The 21,174-nt window shown below is 58.6% G+C and carries 19 protein-coding genes; 7 read left to right on the top strand and 12 right to left on the bottom strand.

From position 1 onward, the window contains the following. Nucleotides 1-13: 13 nt before the first annotated feature. The gene (locus QBL02_RS10765; protein ID WP_282726437.1) at nt 14-1,039 is read left to right on the top strand and encodes a sugar nucleotide-binding protein; all 1,026 of its coding nucleotides are present in this window, start codon (nt 14-16) and stop codon (nt 1,037-1,039) included. On the opposite strand, the gene QBL02_RS10760 is transcribed toward QBL02_RS10765, so the two are convergent. The 6 genes from QBL02_RS10760 to QBL02_RS10735 all read right to left on the bottom strand — a co-directional run bounded on the left by QBL02_RS10760 (nt 1,032) and on the right by QBL02_RS10735 (nt 7,859). Continuing rightward, nucleotides 1,032-2,549, bottom strand: coding sequence for an aminotransferase class I/II-fold pyridoxal phosphate-dependent enzyme (locus QBL02_RS10760; protein WP_282726436.1), 1,518 nt, complete (start codon nt 2,547-2,549; stop codon nt 1,032-1,034). The genes QBL02_RS10765 and QBL02_RS10760 overlap by 8 nt on opposite strands. Further along, complete coding sequence (locus QBL02_RS10755) at nt 2,546-3,823, bottom strand: FAD-binding oxidoreductase (RefSeq protein WP_282726435.1); 1,278 nt, start codon at nt 3,821-3,823, stop codon at nt 2,546-2,548. The genes QBL02_RS10760 and QBL02_RS10755 overlap by 4 nt, the downstream gene beginning before the upstream one ends. 64 nt (nt 3,824-3,887) lie before the next feature. After that, nucleotides 3,888-5,030 carry an ABC transporter ATP-binding protein gene (locus tag QBL02_RS10750; protein ID WP_282726434.1) on the bottom strand — a complete coding sequence of 381 codons (1,143 nt, stop codon included), beginning with the start codon at nt 5,028-5,030 and terminating at the stop codon, nt 3,888-3,890. Nucleotides 5,031-5,080: 50 nt separating this feature from the next. Further along, entirely contained in the window at nt 5,081-5,872 is a 792-nt protein-coding gene (locus QBL02_RS10745; RefSeq protein ID WP_282726433.1) for an ABC transporter permease, read from the bottom strand. Next, nucleotides 5,869-6,750, bottom strand: a complete 882-nt coding sequence (locus tag QBL02_RS10740) for an ABC transporter permease (RefSeq protein ID WP_282726432.1) — start codon at nt 6,748-6,750, stop codon at nt 5,869-5,871. The genes QBL02_RS10745 and QBL02_RS10740 overlap by 4 nt, the downstream gene beginning before the upstream one ends. Nucleotides 6,751-6,758: 8 nt before the next feature. Continuing rightward, nucleotides 6,759-7,859, bottom strand: coding sequence for an extracellular solute-binding protein (locus QBL02_RS10735; RefSeq protein WP_282726431.1), 1,101 nt, complete (start codon nt 7,857-7,859; stop codon nt 6,759-6,761). Nucleotides 7,860-8,073: 214 nt separating this feature from the next. On the opposite strand from QBL02_RS10735, the gene QBL02_RS10730 reads away from it, so the two are divergent. Both QBL02_RS10730 and QBL02_RS10725 read left to right on the top strand, forming a co-directional pair. Further along, complete coding sequence (locus QBL02_RS10730) at nt 8,074-8,805, top strand: XRE family transcriptional regulator (RefSeq protein ID WP_282726430.1); 732 nt, start codon at nt 8,074-8,076, stop codon at nt 8,803-8,805. 122 nt (nt 8,806-8,927) lie between these two features. Continuing rightward, on the top strand, nt 8,928-10,292 hold the full coding sequence (locus tag QBL02_RS10725) for an NAD-dependent succinate-semialdehyde dehydrogenase (RefSeq protein ID WP_282726429.1): 1,365 nt from the start codon (nt 8,928-8,930) through the stop codon (nt 10,290-10,292). Nucleotides 10,293-10,403: 111 nt separating this feature from the next. Here QBL02_RS10725 and QBL02_RS10720 read toward each other — a convergent pair whose 3' ends face one another. The 4 genes from QBL02_RS10720 to QBL02_RS10705 all read right to left on the bottom strand — a co-directional run bounded on the left by QBL02_RS10720 (nt 10,404) and on the right by QBL02_RS10705 (nt 14,946). Continuing rightward, the gene (locus tag QBL02_RS10720; RefSeq protein ID WP_282726428.1) at nt 10,404-11,063 is read right to left on the bottom strand and encodes a TetR/AcrR family transcriptional regulator C-terminal domain-containing protein; all 660 of its coding nucleotides are present in this window, start codon (nt 11,061-11,063) and stop codon (nt 10,404-10,406) included. Nucleotides 11,064-11,084: 21 nt separating this feature from the next. Further along, nucleotides 11,085-12,305: an MFS transporter gene (locus tag QBL02_RS10715; protein ID WP_282726427.1), complete on the bottom strand. Its 1,221-nt coding sequence runs from the start codon at nt 12,303-12,305 to the stop codon at nt 11,085-11,087. A 381-nt stretch (nt 12,306-12,686) separates the two neighbouring features. Then, a complete protein-coding gene (locus tag QBL02_RS10710) occupies nt 12,687-13,763 on the bottom strand; it encodes a 2,3-butanediol dehydrogenase (protein WP_282726426.1) in 1,077 nt (358 codons plus the stop codon). A gap of 247 nt (nt 13,764-14,010) precedes the next feature. Next, entirely contained in the window at nt 14,011-14,946 is a 936-nt protein-coding gene (locus QBL02_RS10705) for a LysR family transcriptional regulator (RefSeq protein WP_282726425.1), read from the bottom strand. An 84-nt stretch (nt 14,947-15,030) separates the two neighbouring features. Between QBL02_RS10705 and QBL02_RS10700 the strand changes: the two genes are divergently transcribed. Together QBL02_RS10700 and QBL02_RS10695 are read left to right on the top strand one after the other, a co-directional pair. Next, entirely contained in the window at nt 15,031-16,371 is a 1,341-nt protein-coding gene (locus QBL02_RS10700) for an MFS transporter (RefSeq protein ID WP_282726424.1), read from the top strand. Nucleotides 16,372-16,426: 55 nt separating this feature from the next. Continuing rightward, nucleotides 16,427-17,350, top strand: a complete 924-nt coding sequence (locus QBL02_RS10695) for a carbon-nitrogen hydrolase family protein (RefSeq protein WP_282726423.1) — start codon at nt 16,427-16,429, stop codon at nt 17,348-17,350. A 3-nt stretch (nt 17,351-17,353) separates the two neighbouring features. Here QBL02_RS10695 and QBL02_RS10690 read toward each other — a convergent pair whose 3' ends face one another. Then, nucleotides 17,354-17,974 carry a response regulator transcription factor gene (locus tag QBL02_RS10690; RefSeq protein ID WP_282726422.1) on the bottom strand — a complete coding sequence of 207 codons (621 nt, stop codon included), beginning with the start codon at nt 17,972-17,974 and terminating at the stop codon, nt 17,354-17,356. Further along, nucleotides 17,971-19,206 carry a sensor histidine kinase gene (locus QBL02_RS10685; RefSeq protein WP_282726421.1) on the bottom strand — a complete coding sequence of 412 codons (1,236 nt, stop codon included), beginning with the start codon at nt 19,204-19,206 and terminating at the stop codon, nt 17,971-17,973. The genes QBL02_RS10690 and QBL02_RS10685 overlap by 4 nt, the downstream gene beginning before the upstream one ends. A 146-nt stretch (nt 19,207-19,352) precedes the next feature. Between QBL02_RS10685 and QBL02_RS10680 the strand changes: the two genes are divergently transcribed. Next, nucleotides 19,353-20,444 (top strand): ABC transporter permease, encoded by a 1,092-nt coding sequence (locus QBL02_RS10680; RefSeq protein ID WP_282726420.1) that lies wholly within the window; start codon nt 19,353-19,355, stop codon nt 20,442-20,444. Continuing rightward, a complete protein-coding gene (locus QBL02_RS10675) occupies nt 20,441-21,145 on the top strand; it encodes an ABC transporter ATP-binding protein (RefSeq protein WP_282726419.1) in 705 nt (234 codons plus the stop codon). Before QBL02_RS10680 ends, QBL02_RS10675 begins: the two co-directional genes overlap by 4 nt. The last annotated feature ends 29 nt before the right edge of the window (nt 21,146-21,174 follow it).

Below are 21,174 nucleotides of genomic sequence, written 5' to 3'. Positions count from 1 at the left end.
TGGAGATTTTCATATGCCGTCCAACCCAACCGGAACAGGCCCATCCAGCTCCCCCGAGCAGCCGCGAATGCGCGCACTCGTACTCGGAGCACGAGGCGCGGTTGGTCGCGAAACGGTCGCCGAACTCAAACACCAAAATCACCAAACCGTGAGCGTTGGCCGCGGCAAAGAAAACGAACTGCAGGCAGACATATCAACAGCAACGGGTCGTGAAACGCTGCTCGCCGAGCTTCACAAAGGCGATGTCATCGTAAACGCTTCCGGCCGCGAAGACATCGAACTCGCCGAACTCGCAGTGCGCGCGCCATTCATCGAGATCTCAGCCACCGGGCGCTACCTTGACGCCCTCGAAAAAGCAGTCAGCGAGAGAACTCACGAGAGCCGCCCACAGCACTCGCTCGTGCTCGGCGCCGGTATCGCCCCCGGACTGAGCACGATCCTACTCGCAGCTCTCGATTCAAGACCCGGCGACAACCTTGACCTCGGCGTGACTCTCGGATCAGGTGAAAAACACGGAGCCGCCGCAATGGAATGGACCGAATCACTCATCGGCGCAGCGATCTACCAACCGGTAGAAGCACCCGCGAAGGTGCTCAACTTCCGGGAATCAAAAAAACTACCCGGCCTCGCCGGACGATCGCGCACCCACCTGCGCGCGGATTTTCCAGACCAGGTGATCCTCGGCGCCAAAAATGGCACCCTCATACGCAGCTACCTGGCCCTCAGCAGCGCAAGCATGACCACCTCGCTCGCATTACTCGCACGAATGCCACGCCTCGCCAGCCTCATGAACGCGGTGCCACCAATCGGTTCAGAAGACTGGCGCATCTTCGCAGCAAACCGCAGAACCGGGGAGACCATCGCCGCCGAAGGCCACGGCCAGTCACACGCGACCGGGGTACTCGCAGCTTTCGCCGCAGAGCGAGCATTTGCGCGCAGCCAACGAGACGAGGCAACAGGCACCGTCACGATGGCCGATCTTTGCACGGCCGAAGAAGCGGCTAGTCGACTCCGGGCTACCCTGCAACGAACTAGCTGATGGTCTGGTCGATAAGCACGCGCACCCTGTCAAACCGAGGGTCTTCAGCGCCACGCACATACGCGCTTGGCAGCGTCGAAATATCGGCCAAATAGGCAAGAGTATCTTCGGTGAGCACCTCACCCGGAACCACGTTCGGGATACCCGGCGGGTATGCCGCCAACATCGTCGCTGCAACCCGCCCCACTGCTTCAGCTGCTCGCACCGACTCGCTCGGCGCGAGATAGGCCTCCCGCGGGGTCAACGCGCCACGCCCCGGGCGCGGCGCAGCAATTCTTTTGACAAGCTCAGACTCAGCAGAGTCCCGGTTCGAGCCAGCGCCTGTTTCGCCAGCTCGAACCAACGCCGCCACCAGCCCCGAGACATCGGGAGAACTCCGCGGCCCAATAAGCGCGACAATCACTGTCGGCGAAGCAATCTCGACAAACACCGGCGCTGCCGCTCGCGCAAGGCGAGTTTTCATCTCGGGACCCGAAACCCCAAGGCCACGCACATCGATAGAAACATGCAGCGGATCAATCTCCGTCGCCCCTGCGCTCCTCAAAAAGTCCGGCTCAGCGATCCTCAACCCCGGTGTACGGTCGACCAGGCTGCGAAGTTCACGAGCAGCGGCGAGCGAAGCTGCCAGTGCGTCACCCTCAGTGGCAAGTTCTGACCTTGCAATATCGAGCGAAGCGAGCAGCAGCGAGTTCAGACTCGTCGACTCAGTGAGGCGGTACGCAGCCTCAAGCGCCGGTTCAAGTTTCCCTGCGAACGGCCCCTCGCAAAGGTGCAGAAAAGCAGTCTGAGTGAGGCTGCCGCCGAGCTTATGAATGCTCGAGAGTACAACATCGGCACCCTGCCGTGTTGGCGATTCGGGCAGCTCAGAATGGAACCCAAAATGCGCACCCCAAGACGCGTCAACCACCAGAGCGGCGCCGTGCCGGTGGCAGCTCTCTGCAATAGCGGGAATGTCAGCAACGACCCCAAAGTAACTGGGCGAGACAATCACTAAACCTGAATACGGATCGCCCTTGGCCGCAGCCTCGGCAAGCTCGCGTTCGACCTCAGCTGCAGTGACACCGTGCGCGATACCGTGCTCAGCGTCGGTGACAGGGAAAAGGTAGCTGGGTTCCGCCCCAGACATCACCAAGCCGTCATAGACACTCGAGTGGCAGCTGCGTTGCACGAGAATTCGCTCGCCAAGCATGCGCAACGCTTGCACAGCCATGCGGTTTCCCTGAGAGGCTCCATTGGTAAGAAACCAGGTGGTCCTCGCGTCCCAAGCCGCAGCGGCAAGTGTCCGGGCCCGCGAAAACGCGTTCCCTGGCCCAAGATCAATACCTTCTACCAACTGTGGGATATCAAGTCTCAGCGCTCGCTCACCCAAAAAATCGCTTAGTCGCTCAGAACCACCCGACTGCCCCGCAGAGTGACCGGGAATCATAAACGGCAAACCGTTTCGATCACGGTGCGCCTGCAGCGCTTCGGCGTATGGTGCCGCACGTTGCCCGGTGAGTGAACGGCTCACTTTGAGAACCGATCAAGAGCCGCATAATAGATCCCAGCCACCGGCACAAACCAGGGCCAGCCCACATGCCCCGGAATCGCAGGATGAGGTAGCTCGGCCCAAGGGTTATCGCGATCCCCGCTCACATTACCGGCGAGGATCTTTCCCATGTAAGTGGCCATCTGAACGCCGTGGCCCGTGTACCCCTGCGAGAACCAATAGCCGTCACGCTGACCAGAGTGAACCATCCGGTCGAGGCTGATGTCAACCAGCCCGCCCCAAGCGTATTCAACAGAAACATCACGCAACTGCGGAAAGAGTTCAACCATTTCACGTTGCAAGATTTCACCGCTCTTGCGGTCAGCTGCAACGTCGCGGCTCAAGAACCGTGCTCGACCGCCAAATGCCAGACGATTATCTTCGGTGAGTCTGAAGTAGTTCAACAGCTCCTTGCTGTCCGAACACACCCTGCGATTTGGCAGCAATGACGCAGCAAGCTCTGCCCCCAAGGGTTCGGTAACAATCACGAAGCTTCCGACAGGCGCGAAGCGGCGCTGCAACCAAGAAAACGGTTTCTTAGAATATGCCCCCGTTGCGACAACCAATTGCGCAGATTCAAACGTGCCACTCGAAGTGTGCACTCGGTGGCCACCGTTCGAGGTGCGTTCCACTTTGGTAACCGGTGTGTTTTCATGGATCCGCGCACCTCGCGAGACCGCTCCATTTGCGAGTATCGACAAAAACTTCGCAGGGTGCACACTCGCTCCCAGCGGATCGAGCATGCCACCAAAGTAGCGGTCAGCCCCAATCTCTTCACGCACGCCTGCCTGGTCGAGGTAGTGAGCTTCATACCCGGTAAGTTCACTGATCAATTCGGCTTCTCGTTGATAGCCGTCGAGGTGACTCTGGCGAGCCGCAAGATTCAGCAGTCCAGCCCGACGAAACTCTGCGTCACCGCCCTCATCAATCGAAATCTGCTCAATCAGGTCGATGGCATCGTTGTAGCGCTGGCGCATAGCAACGGCCCGATCTGCTCCAAATCGCTGCACGGCTTTTCTCAGCGAAATTGACAAACCAGTTGTGGCCATTCCCCCGTTGCGCCCCGAGGCTCCCCAGCCGATGGTGTGCGATTCAAGGACCCGCACACTCGCTCCGCGTTGAGCCAAATGATAGGCGCAAGACATGCCGGTGAGCCCTGCCCCCACCACGATCACATCAACAGCCGCAGAGTCAGCGACATCAGGAGTTGGCACGCTCGGGTTTGCCGTGTCCAGCCAGTAGGCGGTTTCCTTCATTGGATCCTCTTTTTCTTTCTCCGCAAGATCGGCGTGCCCGCCAGAACGTTTAGGCGTTCAATACTTAGGTGAGAAACTCACCGGCGCTACCGTCGTCTTCGAGCACGACAGCATCTTCCGGACGCCAGGTGGCAAGCATTGCCTGACCCGCGACTGCTTGAACTACCTCGTATTCCGATTTCGCCATGCCCGCGCTGCCATCAGGAAGAATCAGCTCATACCTCCAAGCATTACCGAGATAAGTAGCAGTGCGTACGATCACGGAGATCGCGCAGTCGCCATTTGCAATTGACGATTCCACGGGGCGCAGCTGCAGCTTCTCCGGTCTGATCAATACCGCTCCCTGATCCCCAGCCAAGCTCCCCTTCCCGGCCACGGCCTTTCCGAATGCGGTACCCGACGAGAACCCGTTGGTCGCAGCAAAACCTGCACCTCGTACAAGAGTGGAGTCCCCAACGAAGGTGCCAACAAACAGGGTCTTTGGAGCCTGGTACAGCTCCTGTGGCGTACCGAGCTGCTCAATTTTTCCGTTGTTAAACACGGCGATTCGATCAGAGAGCGAGAGCGCTTCTTCTTGATCGTGAGTAACGTACAAAAAGGTCGACTTCACTTCAAGGTGAATACGCTTGATCTCGCTTTGCAGCCAATCACGCAGTTTTTTATCCAAAGCACCCAGAGGCTCATCCATCAGTAGCACTGCAGGGTTGTAGACGAGAGCACGAGCGAGTGCGACTCGCTGCTGCTGACCACCGCTGAGTTCCTTGGGAGAGCGATCCGCGTACTCCGTCATATGCACCATTTCAAGCGCTTCATCGACCATGCGCTTACGCTCTGGTTTTGCAATTCTTCGGCGCTCAAGCGGGAACGCCACGTTTCCAGCTACCGTTCGGTGCGGGAACAACGCGTAGTTCTGAAAGACCATCCCGATGTCGCGTTTGTGCGGAGGCACAGTTGCAACGGAGCGGTCATGTATCTCGATTTGCCCCTCAGTCACCTGCGTAAAGCCAGCGATCATGCTCAGAGTGGTTGTTTTTCCTGATCCGCTTGGTCCAAGAAAAGTAACAAACTCACCCCGATTGATGTCGATACTGATGTTGTCGACTACCGCCTTGTCCCCATAGCGTTTAGTGACATCGGTGAGTCGCACGCCAACGTTCGAAGAGTTGGGCGAAACCGGCTCAGCGTTTGAAAATACTGCCTGTGTCATGTTGAAGTCTCCTCTGTTCTTCGAGACGGAATCTGCGAGTGCGGTGTCGTTCATCGAGAGACCGCCGCCCCTCGGCTACCCCGCCCGGAAAACTGCGCAAGCAGCATGATCGTGACCGATACCAGCATCACCATGACGGAGACTGCAGCAACGGTTGGGTCAGTGTCTTTCGTGACAGAGCGGAAGATCTTCACCGGCATGGTTTGTAGGTAAGGGGTCTGGATGAAGAGCGACAAGATAACCTCATCAAACGAGGTCACGAATGCCAGCAGCGCACCAGACAGCACGCCCGGGGCGATCAGCGGCAACGTCACCAGTCGGAAGGTATCCCATCGGTTTGCGCCGAGGCTCGCCGCCGCATCTGATAACCGGCCGTCGACACCGCGAAGACTCGCCAACACATTTGTGAGCACTAGCGGAAGTGAAACAACCGTGTGCGCAAGCACGAAGCCCGGCAGCGTGCCAAGCAAGCCCGTGTTGAGAAAAATTGCGTAGAGCCCAATGGCGATCACAATGCCTGGAACCAGCAGCGGCAGCATAAAGTACTGCTGCACCGCAGCGGCCCACTTCGGCTTCATTTTCACCAGGCCAAGTGCTGCACAAACACCCGCAATCGTGGCAACGATCGAGGTGACTACCGCCACCTGCGCCGAGGCCCAGAATGACTTCAGCCAACCCTTGTCGGTGAAAAAGTTTTCATACCAGCGCAGCGACCAGCCCTTTGGCGGGAAATTGAATGAGGCCTGATCGGTAAAAGAAATCGGAATGATTACCAGTGTCGGGGCGACCAACCAGACCACAACGATGACGGCAAAAACCGAAAGCGCAATCTTGAGTTTCACTTCTTCCCCCTAGCGGCACGACGGCGAGCGCTTCCAGTGATGAGTTGCAGCACACCGAGCAGCACCGCTGTGAGCAACAACAGCGCGATTCCCATGGCAGAGCCGTGGCCCCAATCCAAGAACGCCGAAAATTGCTGATAAATCAAAGCGGAAAGCATTGTCGTCTGCGGCGATCCGAGCAGCGCCGGCACAATGTAGAAGCCGAGACCAAGAATGAATACGGTGGTAGCTCCGCTAGCAACTCCGGGCAATGAAAGCGGCAGGTAAACCTTAAAGAATGCGGTTACCGGGTGGGCTCCAAGGCTCCGTGCAGCAGGCACCAATCGGGTATCAATGCCAAGCATTGCTGAGTAGAGAGGCAGCACCATAAATGGAAGAAGCACCTGCAGCATGCCGAGACCAACACCAAAGGTCGTCCGGATCAGTGGCTGTCGCCCAATTCCGACAAACTCAAGCACGTCGTTAATTGGCCCTGAGTCTTGCAGCAGCACCATCCAGGCGAGCGTTCGTACCAGGATGCTCGTCCAAAGTGGCATCAATACAAACAGCAGCAAGAGCTTCTGCATCGTTCCACCGACGATGGTCATCAAGTACGCGTATGGGTACGCAATCAGCACACAGGCGGCGGTGACGACGCTCGAAACCAAAAAGGTTCGAATTAGAACCTGCAGAAAAACTTCGTTCTCCGCGAGCCAGGCATAGTTGCTGAGTCCGATTTCTGGATCAGAGATGCTCCGCCAGGCGACGACAATGATGGGGACAAGGAAGAAGCAGGTGACTACGAGTAGGCCGGGCACCAGCAAGAGGGGCGTGGCCCGGCGAAATACCGGGCCACGCTTTAGCTCGTTCGAGAGTGACATAGTTGCACCAAGAAGCACAGTGCTCCTTAGGAGCCTGATGCCCACTTCGTCCAGGCGCCCTCTAGGTCGGAGTAGTTCTCTGTCCAGAATTGCATGTCAATCGTTTTTCCGGTGTCGAGGTGGTCGTTGATGAACCACATCTTCGCTGTGTCAGAGAGTTCTGGCTTTGAATCAACATTTACTGGCGCGAATGAGGTGAGCTCTGCTGCCTTGGTCTGCTGCTGCTCGCCGAGGAAGAAGTTGAGACCCGCGAATGCTGCTTCTGGGTCTTTTGCTCCCTTTGGCACTGTGAGTGCATCAACGCCGAGGATCCAGTCGCCCCACATCGGTGCAATTGGTGCTCCGGCATCAGTCGCACCGAATCCGCGCGAACTCCAAACCAGACTCATCACTACTTCGCCGCTTTCAAGCTGCTGCTGCGACTCTGCACCCGTAGTCCAGGTGATGAGGTCGTTGCCAAGTGACTTGTACTTTGCGATGGCTGCATCGATATCAGCTACGGTTCGCTGGTCCTCGCCCTTGCCCTCAGCGAGCAAAGCGAATTCCAGTACCTGTGGCTCTGCGTATGTGCTCAGTCCGATCGCGCGCTTACCGGGGAACTTCTCTGTGTCGAAGAAGTCTGCCGCGCTATTGGGTGCGTTCTGACCGAAGGCGTCTGTGTTGTAGGCGACGATGAAGCCGTAGCTAATTGTCGGCACCATGCAGTCGTTGGTAATAGTGCCTTCTGGGACCTTCGAAATATCGATCATCGAATAGTCGAGCTTTTCGTACAGTTCACCGCAGTATTGGCCGGCATCAAGCACGGTTGTATTCGCAATGTCCCAGGTGACGTTGCCTGACTCAACCATTGCTTTAAGTTTTGCTGCTTCGAATGAGTCCTGCACCACCTCGGCGCCGGATTCCTCCATGAACGGTTCCCAAACTGCTTCGGTACGGCCTTCTTGCGAAATACCGCCAGAATCAGCGATTGCCATGGTCACTCCATCAAGAATGCCTGGCTTCACTACGCCTGCCTGTGGTGTGCCGAAGTCCCTATCCTCCGGTGCCGCCCCTGTGTTTCCCCCGCTGCACGCCGCGAGGACCACAGCGAGGGAGACGACAGCTGCGCTCTGTGTAATGCGTTTCACCTGTAACTCCTTTGTCCAGTAACCCCGCGTTCTCAGAGGGTTGAGTTCAAACTATACTGAACAAAATGTTCAGTCAAGATAAAATTTTGATTCTTGTGTTGAATCGGTTTTTATGGCAACTTGGGAACAATTAGCTCAAGAACTCCCGTGAAATCAGGAGTTTTCTGTTAGAAATAATCACATTCCAACAAACGCGAGCACAGAAGCTTGTACAGTGACGTCAACCACTGAACAGGCAGATGTGCTGCGCTCACTGCACAAAGATGACGCAGTAGCGGCGCAGCAACACGGCTCGGAGAGGAACAGCATGGACGCAGGGTACGAAGTGGGTTCGCGAATTTCGCAGGCACGCAAGTTACGTGGCGCCACACTCAGAGAGATCGCAGCAGCCGCTGGGGTGAGCCCCAGTTTTTTAAGCCAGCTTGAGCGCGGTCTCACAAACGCGAGTGTTGCCTCGCTACGCAAAATCGCCAGCGCGCTCGGGGTTCCAGTAGCTGATCTTTTGGAGTCCAATCCCCGCCACACCCACGGAGTACTCCGGGCATCACAGCGCCCGTCGACCCCGCTGTCTTCCGGTTCAGAAAAATTCGTGATCGCGCAGCCACCCGTGCAGCACGTAGAGATTTACGTCGGCAGATTCGAATCAGGCGGCGCCACCGGCCAAGATCCCTATGTGCACGGAAAATCACAAGAGTTCCTCATTGTGCTTTCGGGGAAGATCTTGCTCGAACTGGGCGACCACAAATATGTCATGGATGCCCACGACAGCATCGAATACCTCAGTTCAGTACCCCACCGGGTAGAAAACATCGGTTCCTCTATCGCCGAAGTGATGTGGGTGACGAGTCCACCAACCACAAGCTCAACTCCAGTACCGAGCAGCGGCAAGAGCAACAGCACTCAAAGCGAAACCGCGCATCCTCACGAACTAGCTAACGCCCAATAGGGCTACACCTACAGCTTTCTCGCCTTCGCTAAGGCAGAAGCCACGTCGCCGGCAGGCGCCCTGGCAAGATTTGGCGCGCCCTGCGCCAAAAACCCACCCCGCCACTACAGGAGCATTCCGCAATGTCGCAGTATCAAGTAGTTGATCCGTCAACCGGCGAAACAGTCGCCACCTATCCAACCGCAACCGATGTCGAGGTCACCGCAGCCATCACTGCGGCGGGTAATGCCTACGACGGAACCAACGCCGCTCAGCGCGCAGAGCGCGCCGCAATGATCGCAAGAGTTGCAGAGCTACACCTTGAGCGCGCTGACGAACTGGCCGAGATTATCGCTCAGGAAATGGGAAAGCCGGTTGAGCAGTCCCGCGGCGAGGTTGAGTTCAGCGCCTCCATCTACCAGTACTACGCTGACGAGGCAGTGAAGCACCTGGCTGACGAAGAGATCCCCAACGAGGGTGGCGGTCGCGCCTTCGTCCGCCGGGTTGGTTTGGGTGTAATTCTCGGCATCATGCCTTGGAACTTCCCCTACTACCAGGTGGCTCGCTTTGCCGCCCCAAACCTCATCCTCGGCAACACAATTCTGCTGAAGCACGCCGAGCAGTGCCCACGTTCCGCTGAGGCGATTGAACAGATTTACAAAGACGCTGGCTTTGGCGAATCCTACGTAAATCTTCGTGCGGCGCACTCACAGATCGAACGCGTCATTGCAGATCCCCGCGTACAGGGCGTGTCATTGACCGGCTCAGAGCGCGCCGGTGCGGCCGTCGCCGAAATCGCTGGTCGTCACCTCAAAAAGGTGGTGCTCGAACTCGGTGGTTCAGACGTCTTTATGGTCGTGGATCCAGCGAACCTCGACGCAGCCGTCGAAATGGCTGTGAGCGGCCGCATCGAAAACAGCGGCCAAGCCTGCAACGGATCAAAGCGCATCGTCATACTTGATCGCTTCTACGATGAGTTTGCAGAGAAGTTCGTTCAGGCGATGGGTGCTGTCACCTCAGGCCCGGCTTCCGACACCGGAAAGGACATCGGTCCGCTTTCTTCACTTCGTGCCGCTGAACTTCTGAGCAGCCAGGTTTCTCGGGCCGTAGAACAGGGTGCAAAACTCCACATCGGTTCGACTGAGGCAGACGGCGCGTTCTTCCCGCCAACTGTACTGAGCGACGTGACCGCAGATATGGATGTGTACACCCAGGAGCTCTTCGGTCCAGCAGCGGTCTTGTATCGGGTGGCCGATGAAGATGAAGCAGTCGAACTGGCCAATAGCTCGCCGTATGGTCTCGGCTCGATTGTGATTTGCCAAGACACAGACCGTGCTGTCGCAATCGGCGACCGTCTGCAGGTTGGCATGGTGTTCATCAATGGCGTTGGACTCGACGCGCCGCACCTGCCGTTTGGCGGCGTGAAACGAAGCGGCTTTGGCCGTGAGCTTGGTCGCTACGCTCTTGAAGAGTTCGCGAACAAGAAGCTCTACGTATTCGCCGAGTAGCGTCAGCTAAGCGGCAGCCAAACAATAGCCAGGCGATAGGCGGCAACCGCTGCGGGGCCAGCTCAAATAGAGCTGACCCCGCAGCGGGTGTCGCCTGATCCCGTTCTCAGCTCATACCCGAGCCGCGGGCCCAAGCGAACTCTCAATACCGCTCAACACCACCTGAAGCTTGGTCGAAAACCACGCAAAGGGTTCGGCCAAGATCACCGCACGCACACTCTCTCGCACGGCAGAGTGGCCTGCAAAAGGCTGCTCAGGCCAGTGCCCACTCAGCTGTTCACGCTTCGGTCCGGTCCCAGGCACCAGAGCGTCTAGCTGCTCAACACCGCGGCGGTTATCGGTGGCCAGGTCAAACACAAGGTCACCAGCAAGCACCGCATGCTCTGGTGTGAACCCGGCTGCAACGAGTGCGGCACAGACACTATCAAAGAGAGTCACCATTGAGGCAGGAATGATCCCACGCGCCACCTCGGTTGCCGAGCCGGGGTACTTCGCAAGCGTGCGCCAAGCAGCGTGACCGTAGGATTCAAGCATTGGCCGCCAGGGCCCCTCAAGCTTAGGCCAGCTCACCTCGGCGAGCGCCCGATCAAGACCGATTCGCACCAGCTCATCACGGTCAGGTGCGTGCCGATACAGCGTACTCTCGCCGACGCTTAAACGCTCACGCACTGCCGCAAAGGTGAGCTGGGCAAACCCCACCTCGAGCACGGCTGCGGCGATGTCGTCGCGCGTGATCCGCGGTGGGCGACCCCGTCGCGCAAGCTCTGCCATAGCGCCCCCTAGCAATCTGCGTTACTCCTGCAATGATGCCAGATTGCGAAATCTCGGGTGCAACAACACGAACACAAACACGGCGGTCATCACAATCGCGCCAACGATCACGGGGGCTGGCGGCCAAAAACCGTAGAGTGCGGTACTCAGAGTCGGTGCGACCACAAAGGTGAGCCCGTTGGTAGCGCCAATCAGCCCAGCGAGGCTGCCCTGCTCTTCTCGCGACATCAGTAGCGAGGGGCCAGCAGCGTAGCCGGGCATCCCGATGCCGAGTCCGAGTCCGATGAGGAAGATCGCGAAGACCAGTAGCGCCGCACCGGCGTTTGGGATCAGTACGAGAAAGCCGATCAGTGCCGTCAGCGCGCCCACTCGCAGCAGTTTCGGTGGCCCCCACGAACTGCGTGGCACGATGATGGTCTGTGCCAGCACCATGCCAACTCCCGCCGCAAGCAGCACTCCGCCGGTGACCAGGCCGGTGAGTTTGGCATCGAGCATGAGGCGATCTTGCACGATGAATCCGGCAATCACTTGAATGCAGCCGAGTGAGGTCAGCATGCCAAAGCCCGCGAGCAAAAAAGGCCAGACGCGTGGGTCGCTAGCCTTCACCTTGACCGGGTTTGTGACGAGTTCGTGCCGCGGCTCTCGGCGCAGCCCAAATGCGACGAGCAGAAAACCGACGATCAGCAGCACTGGCACCACAATAAGTGGGGTGAGTAGGCCGAATCCCGCGAGCACACCGCCAAGCACGGCGCCAGCCATCATGGCGATGCCTTGCACCGCGCCGACCCCGGCGAGTCCTTTTACGCGCTGCACCTCATCGCTCGTGACGTCGGCGATGTAGGCCTGCGCCGTTGGCGGCACAGCGGCGATTGCGGTGCCAAAACCGATGCCACGTAGGAGCAAAAAGAGCGCAAAGAGTGAACCGCCGGTAAGCGCCGCACGCATTCCTGCCGCTGCAACAACCGCGAAAAGCGACATGGTGATGGCGGCGAGCGCGAGTGCGGCCATCAGCACGGGCTTGCGCCCCCACGATTGCGAACGTCGACCCCAGAATTGACTCGAAAGCACGACCATGACTGCCGCCGCGCTGATAGTGACGCCGATCTGCCATTCGGCAAGGCCCACCTCGCGCGCGAGCGGGGCGATGATCGGGTTCAGCGTCATCTGCGCCAGGTAGGCGAGAAATACCGCGCTAAGCAGCAGCGGAATCTGGGGGCGGTCTGCGGTGTTTTGCTGTTTCATGGGGCTCCGGTTGCGAACAGAATTCGGGCGAACATCACCACCTTAGTTTATTTATGGGGGTCTGCATTCATAATTGCTAATTTGGTAACGCTGGATCGCCCGCACCCAACCCCATTCGTCGAGTAGAAACACCGCTACCAAGCGAATGCGCCGTCACCAAGCGGACACGTTGCCACCAAGCGAATACGCCACCACCGAGCGACTACGTTGTCGCTGAGTGGATACGCCGGGGCGCCCTGATTCACACCGATTCGACGACAACGTATCCACTCGGCGCGCGCACGCGGCACGCGGGCGGCACGCGGGCAGCACAAAGCCCCGACGAGCTAGTGCTCTTGCCGGGGCTTTGCGCCGCGCAGGTAGGGGCTCACGCCCCAACCATTACAGTCCCTTACCGCTTGGCGAAACGAGAATCTTCACTGCGGTCTCGTTGTGGTTAATCAGGGTGTCGAAACCCTTGTCAACCAGGTCTTCGAGCGCAATCTTGCCGGTGATAAACGGCTTGAGATCGATCTTGCCGGATTCAACGAGCGCAATGGTGTCTGGGTGCGAGTTCACGTACCCGATGGTGCCGCGCACATCAAGCTCTCGCATCACAAGCTTGTGCATGTCGAAGGTTGCGGGCTTGCCCCAGATCGAGACAACCACGATCACTCCGGTGGGTCGCACCGCATCCATCAGGGTGTCAAATACTACCTGAACCGAGGTGCATTCAAAGGCAACGTCTGCGCCCTTACCGTCGGTGAGCTTTTTGACCTCGGCAACAACGTCCACTTCTGCCGGGTTGAGAGCCACGTCGGCAACACCAGCGTCGAGTGCTTTCTGGCGGCGCAGCGGCGAGAGCTCAGAGATGATTACCTTCACGCCGAGCGCGTGCAGCACGGCTGCGGTCAGTTGACCGATTGGTCCGGCTCCTCCTACCACTGCGGTCTGGCCCGCAACCACGCCTGAGCGCTGCACTGCGTGGTACGCGACTGATAGTGGCTCGATTAGCGCGGCTTCGTCGAGTGGAACCGCTTTATCGATCTTGTGCACCCACCGACTCTTCACCACAATGTTCTCGGAGAGCCCGCCGCCGCGGCCCGCTAGTCCGATGAAGTTCATGTCTGGCGAGAGGTGGTAGTCCTTCGACTCTGGGCCGGTGTCTACGCTGTCGCGAATAATGTACGGTTCGATCACGACGTGGTCGCCGACGGCGAGGTCGGTGACGCCCTCGCCCAGTTCTGACACGACACCAGAGAATTCGTGGCCGAGCGTAATCGGTGCGTCTTCACCTGAGATTGGGTGTGGGTGTCCGTGCGCTGGCACAAAGATGGGGCCGTCGAGATATTCGTGCAGGTCGGTGCCGCATATTCCTGTCCATGCGACGTCTACCCGCACGGTTCCGGCTTCGAGGGCCTGTGGTTCGATGTTTTCGATACGAATATCGCCGCGGTCGTAGTAACGAGCTGCCTTCATAATGGATTCAACCTCTCAGTTCACGATACGACTGATCGGAGGCCACTGAACCTTGTGAGTTCAGTACCAGCTGGTCAGTCGCTGGATCGGTTCTCACTCAATCGTGGCGATTCGATGGGCACTGCGATGACGCCGTTTTGCCCGTTCAATTCACTCACGATTGATACCTCAATCATAGGCAAGCAAAACTACACCTCGCTGTGAAACTTAGTCACTGTTCACAGGAATGTTTTGCTGCTCCGCGGAGTTAGGCCGAGGCAGCTTTTACGCGTTCGGCTCCTTGAAACGCCTGTAGTTCTTCCATCAGCCAAGAGCGATCGTTGCTCGCGCTTGCTTCTACGCGCCAGATCATCGATGTTGTGAAGGTTGGCACCGCCAGAGGCACTGGCGAAGTTGTTAGGCCCGCAGTCGATGCGATTGCTCTCGCCGCGTAGTCGGGCAGGGTGACAATCGCCGGGTTCTCGTGCAACACAGTAGAGATTCCCGCGAAGTGGCTTATCGAGAGCGGCACTCGGCGCTGCACGCCGGCCGATTCAAGTAACTCGTCGATAAAGCCACGTTGTGCATCAAATGAAACCCTGAGGTGCACGGCTTCTCTGAATTCTTCTTCGCTGAGCGGTCCTGACGCACCCCGCTGCGATTCCGAATACACGCACAAATAGCTGCCCGAGAACATTGCTTTGCTCCGATACTGCGACGACACCTCGGCTGGGGTCGCGCAAAGGACGAGGTCGATCCGCTCGTCTTCGAGCGATTGGTGCCATTTGCTCGAGTTGGTCTGGTGAAACGCAAATTTCACCTGCCAATCGGCTTCAATGCTGCGGCGCAGCAACCATGGCGCAATGACTGCTTCGATGTCGTCAGACATTGCCAGGTGGAACGTTCTCGTTGAGTCGCTTGGGCTGAATGCTTCTTCGGGGTGCAGTGTTCGCGCAAGATGGCCGAGCGAGAGCGCGATCGGCCCCGCTAGTTCTTTGGCTCGGGCCGTAGGTTCCATGCCGGTTTTGCCGCGTTCAAAGAGCGGATCCTGCACAATGCTGCGCAATCGCGAGAGCGCGGCGCTGACCGCGCTCTGCGAGAGGTGCAGCTTTGCGGCGGCACGAGTCACATTGCGTTCTTGCATGAGTAAGTGAAACACGACCAGCAGGTTCAAGTCGGTGCCACGTAAATCACTTATGTTCATAGTGCTCATAATAACTATTTGTTTCTCAAATGTGCGGGAGTTCGAGAAGATGCCTGTAGTACTGCTTCGTCAAGGGAGACACTTATGACAACCGCAACAAACACCTCAAATGCCACACCGCCGGGTGAGCAATCTTCGAGTGCGCCAGAGCTTGCCCGATCAGACATTCGAAAGCGCCAAATCGCCATCGGTGTCGGCAACTTTATGGAGTGGTTCGACTTCGCGGTTTACGGCTACTTTGCGGCAATTATCGGTGCGCAATTCTTCCCAAGTGGTAACCCCACCACCGAGATGCTCTCGGCCTTTGCGGTGTTCGCAGTCGGCTTTGTAGCCCGACCTCTCGGCGCACTTGTGCTCGGCCCCATCGGCGATCGGGCCGGCCGAAAAGCCGTACTCGTGATCACCGTAATGGGCATGGGCCTCACCACCGCCGCGATTGGCCTTGTGCCAAACTACGCCACCATCGGCATCGCCGCACCGATCCTGATCGTCGCCCTGCGGTGCGTACAGGGGATGATGGTCGGCGGCGAGTGGTCAAGCGCCGCCACCTACCTTGGCGAAAGCGCCCCAGCGGGACACCGTGGGCTTCACGCAAGCCTCGTGACCGCCACCGCAGGCGCGGCCTTCCTCGTTGGCACGCTCACCGCGACGCTGCTCAACAATGTGATGAGCGAAGAAGCACTGCACAGCTGGGGCTGGCGAATTCCATTTGTCGCCTCGGTTTTGATGGCGGTTATTGCAATCTTCATTCGCCGAAACCTCGACGACACCCCCGTTTTCAAAGAGCTCGAGCTGCGTCGCACCCAGCAGATTCAAGTGGTTGCCTCACGCTCACGCAAGATCAAAGCATTTGCAATCTCGCTCGCGTTTTCGGCACTTTTTGGGGTCAGCCTGTACTATTTCGTCACCTACGCCAACAATCACCTCTCGGGCGCCGTGGGCATGCCACGGGTCGAAGCGCTTTGGGTGTGTTCAATTGCTACCGCTTACTACGTGGCGATTCAGCCGCTGATCGGCCGAATCAGCGATCGTATTGGCCGCCGCCCGGTCATTCTGGTCGGCGCCGCAGGCATCACTCTCTCGGGTATTCCGATCTTTATGCTGCTGAACACCGGCAACTTCGCACTCGTGCTGCTTGGCCTCATTGTGCTGGCGACTTTTGTCACCTGCGCCGGGGTGATGGCTGTCACCCTGCTCGTTGAGGTGTTCCCCGCTTCAAGCCGCAGCACTGGCGCAGCTCTCGGCCACAACGTTGCCTATGCAATCCTCGCGGGCCCTGGCCCACTCATCGCCGCCGCGCTGATCCAGGCAACCGGCAACCTCGTTTCGCCTGCCTACTACCTGATCGCCGTCGCCGCGATCGCCGGTATCGCACTGTTCTTTGCGCTGCCGGAGACAAAAGACGTCGACATCACCGAGGGCTAAGCGGTATTTCCCGCAGACCACACGTATCCCGCACCCACCAGCAAGGAATTCACACATGAGTAAAGTCGCTGTTGTCCAGACCAGCCCAGTTGTTGGAAGCACGCCGGCAACCATCGCAAAAGCAGAACGGTTGATTCGTGAGGCCGGTGCCAATGGCGCAACGGTCGCGGTCTTCCCAGAAGCTTTTATCGGCGGCTACCCCAAGGGTGCAAGCTTCGACACCGTGGTTGGCACACGCACTGCTCTTGGGCGAGAGGAGTATCGCGAGTATTTCGACAGCGCCATTACGTTGAGCGGGCCCGAGATTGAAACTCTCTGCGTAGCCTCAGCAGAATCCGGGGTGTTCGCGGTTATCGGCATTATTGAGCGCCACGGCGACACGCTTTACTGCACAGCGGCGCTGATCGATCCAGAGCAAGGCCTGGTCGGCAACCACCGCAAGCTGATGCCAACTGCGAGCGAACGATTGATTTGGGGCTTCGGCGATGGATCAACTCTGCACACTGCGGACACCGCTGCTGGCAGGGTGGGCACGGCAATTTGCTGGGAAAACTACATGCCGATGCTGCGACAGGCAATGTACGCAAAGGGCGTCGACCTGTATTGCACGCCAACGGTCGATGACCGCCCGGCATGGCAGTCGAGCATGACTCACATTGCTCTTGAGGGTCGAAACTTTGTGCTCTCCGCCTGCCAGGCGCTACCAAAATCGGCTTACCCAGAGGGCACTGAATTTCTTCCGCAGATCGGCAATGAGCACTGGGTAATTCGGGGCGGCAGTGTGATCATTGATCCGCTTGGAAACGTCTTGGCTGGGCCCGTGTACGAGGAAGAAACAATTCTCTACGCAGACATTGACCTCAGCGATCGCACACGCGCGCACTTCGACCTCGACGTGACAGGCCACTACGGTCGCCCTGACGTGTTCGAGCTTCGTGTCGATACCCGAGCAAAGTCAGGCACGGTCTTCGACGCCTAAGACCTAGCGCAACACCCCGAGCTCACGGGCCTTGGCAACAGCTGCTGTTCGCGAAGACACCTCGAGCTTGGTGTAAATATGCACCAGATGCGACTTCACGGTGGCATCACTGATGTGCAGTCGGCTCGCAATCACACCGTTTGAGGAGCCGTCTGCCACTAATTGCAGCACCTCAAGTTCACGCGCGCTCAACACCGGCTGTGGCGAGCGCATTCGGGCAAGTAGCCGGCCAGCAATGGCGGGGGCGAGGGCAGTCTCCCCCGCCGCTGCGGCACGAATCGCTGCGATCAATTCTTCTGGCGGCGCGTCTTTAAGTAGGTAGCCACTCGCGCCTGCCTCAACCGCACTCAAAATATCGCCGTCGGTGTCGTAGTTGGTGAGCACGAGCACTGCAGGTTGCTCCGGCAGTGCTCGGATCAGTCTGGTTGCATCGGCACCGCTTTGCTCGGTGCCAAATTGTAGGTCCATGAGCACCAGATCCGGCAGCAAATTGGCCGCCAGATCCACCGCTTGATCTGGCGTGGCCGCTTCGGCCACCACTTCAAGATCTCCCGCAGTGGCGAGCATGGCTCTTAGCCCGGCGCGTACCACCGGGTGATCATCTGCCAACACAATTCGAATCATGCTGCTCCCTCGTCTGCCTCGATCAGGGGCAGCTGCGCGCGAATCTCGGTGCCGCCACCCTCATTCGAGACGATCGTCAGGGTGCCGTCGAGTTGGCGCACCCGTTCCTGCATTGCCTGCAATCCGAACGATCCTGCCTCATGCGAAACGGCGACCGCCTGCGTCGCGTCGAAACCTTTTCCATCGTCTCGAATGACCAATAGCACCGCACGATCGAGACCTGTGAGTTCAATATCGATGTTGCTCGCTGCTGCGTGCCGAATCGCGTTCGAAAGCGCACCCTGCGCGATCCGCAGGAGCGCGGTCTGTACGTCCATTGGCAGTTCAAGATCTTCTGCACGTACGGTGACGGGTATCGCGGTTCGCGCGGTTTGGTCCTCGCCGAGACGCCCGAGCGCTGCTGCCAGGCCATCATCGAGCCTGGTTGGTGTGAGCTCGCGAATGATCTGCCTCGTGTCGGCCAGGCTGTCGGCCGCGGTTTCGCGCGCCAAACGTAAATAGCCGGCCCCGGGTTCTACCGCGTCTGGTTCGGCCGCCCGCAAAAGCATTTGAATCGAAGATAGGCCCTGGGCGACGGTGTCATGAATTTCGCGAGCGAGCCGCGCCCGCTCAGCCAGCGCCCCCTGCTCGCGCTCAGTTGCTGCAAGCGCCGCTCGAGTGTGCAGCAGTTCTGCTACCAATCTCTCGCGTTCATCAGCTTCGCGGCGTAGTGCCCGATAGGTGAATCCGATGAGCAGGGCCACGCAGGCTCCGATGAGTGGCCCGATCACTCCGCCAAGCTCGAAGCCGAGGTGCAGACCCAGTGCGCAGATCGCGAATGCGGTCGAAACCAAGATCGCGGCAACTCCGCCTACCTCGGGCAAAATGTGCAGGTACAAAAAGAAGAGTGGGAAAACAAGGTACGCACCCTCCGGGCTGAGCCACACGAGCACCGCCCAGATCAGGGTGAGCAGAGTGATCCAGGCGAGGGCAAATCCGCGCTTTTGCATGGCACCGCCAGCACCAGCACCAGCACCAGCACCAGCACCAGCACCGCTAGCACCCCTGGCCGCAAACGCCCCAAGCAAATACACCGCAACAAATGCGAGCCCAGCGATCAGCACCCACATGGCCATCGGTGATGCCACCACATATGCGCGCACCATCACAAACACCGCGAGCCCGAGCAGCAGCGCATGCAGCCCAATGCGCAATCCGGTAAACACCGGGGCAAGTGTCGAGTGTGTGGTCACGTTTCCAGCCTAGGCGAGCACCACAAGAACACCATCAACCAAAAGTTTGACTGCAATTGCCGCTGAATTGGCGATGCCCTGGCATACCCCTCGGCGAGAGAGTTATCAGGTAGCTCGCACAGAGTGTGCCTGCGGAAAGGTTCATCGTGTTCGTCGCGTGGAGAGAATTGCGGTTTGCCCGTGGCCGATTTGTGCTGATTGGCGCGGTTGTCGCGCTGATTACCCTGCTCGTAGGCTTTCTTTCCGGGCTGACCGGTGGGCTTGCCGCGCAGAACATTTCGGCCGTCTTGCAACTACCTGGCAGCCATTTGGTCCTGCAGCAGCCAGAAAACGGTTCGCCAAGTTTTGCAACTTCTTCGCTGGATCAGCAAACGGTCTCTGACTGGGAGCAGGCGGCTGGAGTAGACGATGTGTCGGCGATCGGTATCGCCCAATCTCGGGCGCTCGCTGGCGCATCGGGCGATCCAACGGGTGTTGCGCTTTTTGGTTTGCCAAAGGGCAGCGCTAGCGACCAAGACAACTCGCTTCTCGCGCTGACCCCAACACAGAGTGATGAGATTGGTCTTTCGGCCGGTGCCGCAAAAGAACTTGACGTCACCGTCGGCGACACCGTGACGATTATTGGTCAAGAGTTCACTGTCTCGGCAATTGGCGAGGACCTTTGGTACAGTCACACCCCGGTGATCGCGATGAGTTTCGATGCTTGGAGCGAATCAAGCATTCGTATCGGTGGCAGCGGCGAAGCAACAGTGCTTGCGGTCACCGGCACCCCAGATTGGAATGCGGTTAGCGAAGCTACAGATACTTCAGCAAAAAGCACACTCGCGAGTCTTACCGCACTTGAAGCATTCAAATCAGAAATCGGTTCACTCGGGCTCATGATCGGCATGCTCTTTGGCATTTCGGCGCTCGTGATCGGCGCTTTCTTCACCGTGTGGACCATGCAGCGCGCTGGCGATATCGCGGTGCTTAAGGCGCTCGGCAGCACAACTGGCTCTCTCGTTCGAGACTCGCTCGGGCAGGCGCTCGTGGTGCTTGTGCTCGGCATCACAGTCGGTCTCGGCGCGGTGCTGGGGCTTGGCGCACTTGCCGGTCAAGCGCTGCCGTTTGTGGTCAGCCCGCTCACCACTCTGGCACCGGCCATTGTGATGGCCCTGCTCGGTCTTGCCGGTGCCGCCTTCGCCCTTCGTTCAGTTACCAAAGCAGACCCACTCACCGCCCTTGGGAGCAACCGTTGATTACTCTAAAAAACGTCACCCTCACTTTTCCTGACGGAGACCGCACCATTACCGCGGTCGACGATGTCACCCTGATCGGCAAAAACGGCAAGGTCACCGGAATCACCGGTCCCTCTGGTTCAGGCAAGTCGAGCATTCTCGCGGTTGCCGCAACACTCATCACGCCTGACTCCGGCAGTGTTCGTATCGGCACAGGTGCAAACGTGATCGATGCCGCTAACCTGTCGAAAGACGAGGCCACAACGCTGCGTCGAGAACGCATCGGCATCGTGTTTCAGCAGTCGAATCTGCTGCCCTCGCTGACCGCACGGGAACAGTTGCAGGTTATGGCCCGGCTCGGTGGCGGGCAGGGCGCCACCCGCAGAGCACAAATCGAGTCCCGGGTTGATGAGCTGCTTGGCGCGGTCGGTCTTTTCGAGCATGCCGACAAGCGACCTCACCAGCTTTCTGGTGGGCAACGTCAGCGAGTCGCGATTGCGCGTGGTCTGGTGCACAACCCCGAGGTGTTACTTGTTGATGAGCCGACAAGCGCCCTCGATCAGGAGCGCGGTGCCGAGATTATGGATCTGATTGCGCGGCTCAGTCATGAGCGCGATACTGCAACTCTTCTGGTCACCCACGACCTCGTGCACCGTGACTTGCTCGATGAGCTCGTCACGGTGGTTGACGGGCGTATTGTCGAGCATGCGGTAGCCGCATAGTCGTTTTCGCCAACACAAAACCCGGGTAG

The organism is Leucobacter sp. UT-8R-CII-1-4, assembly GCF_030010235.1.
In the GTDB taxonomy this organism is placed as follows: Bacteria; Actinomycetota; Actinomycetes; order Actinomycetales; family Microbacteriaceae; genus Leucobacter.
This window is presented reverse-complemented; position numbering and strand designations above follow the sequence as displayed.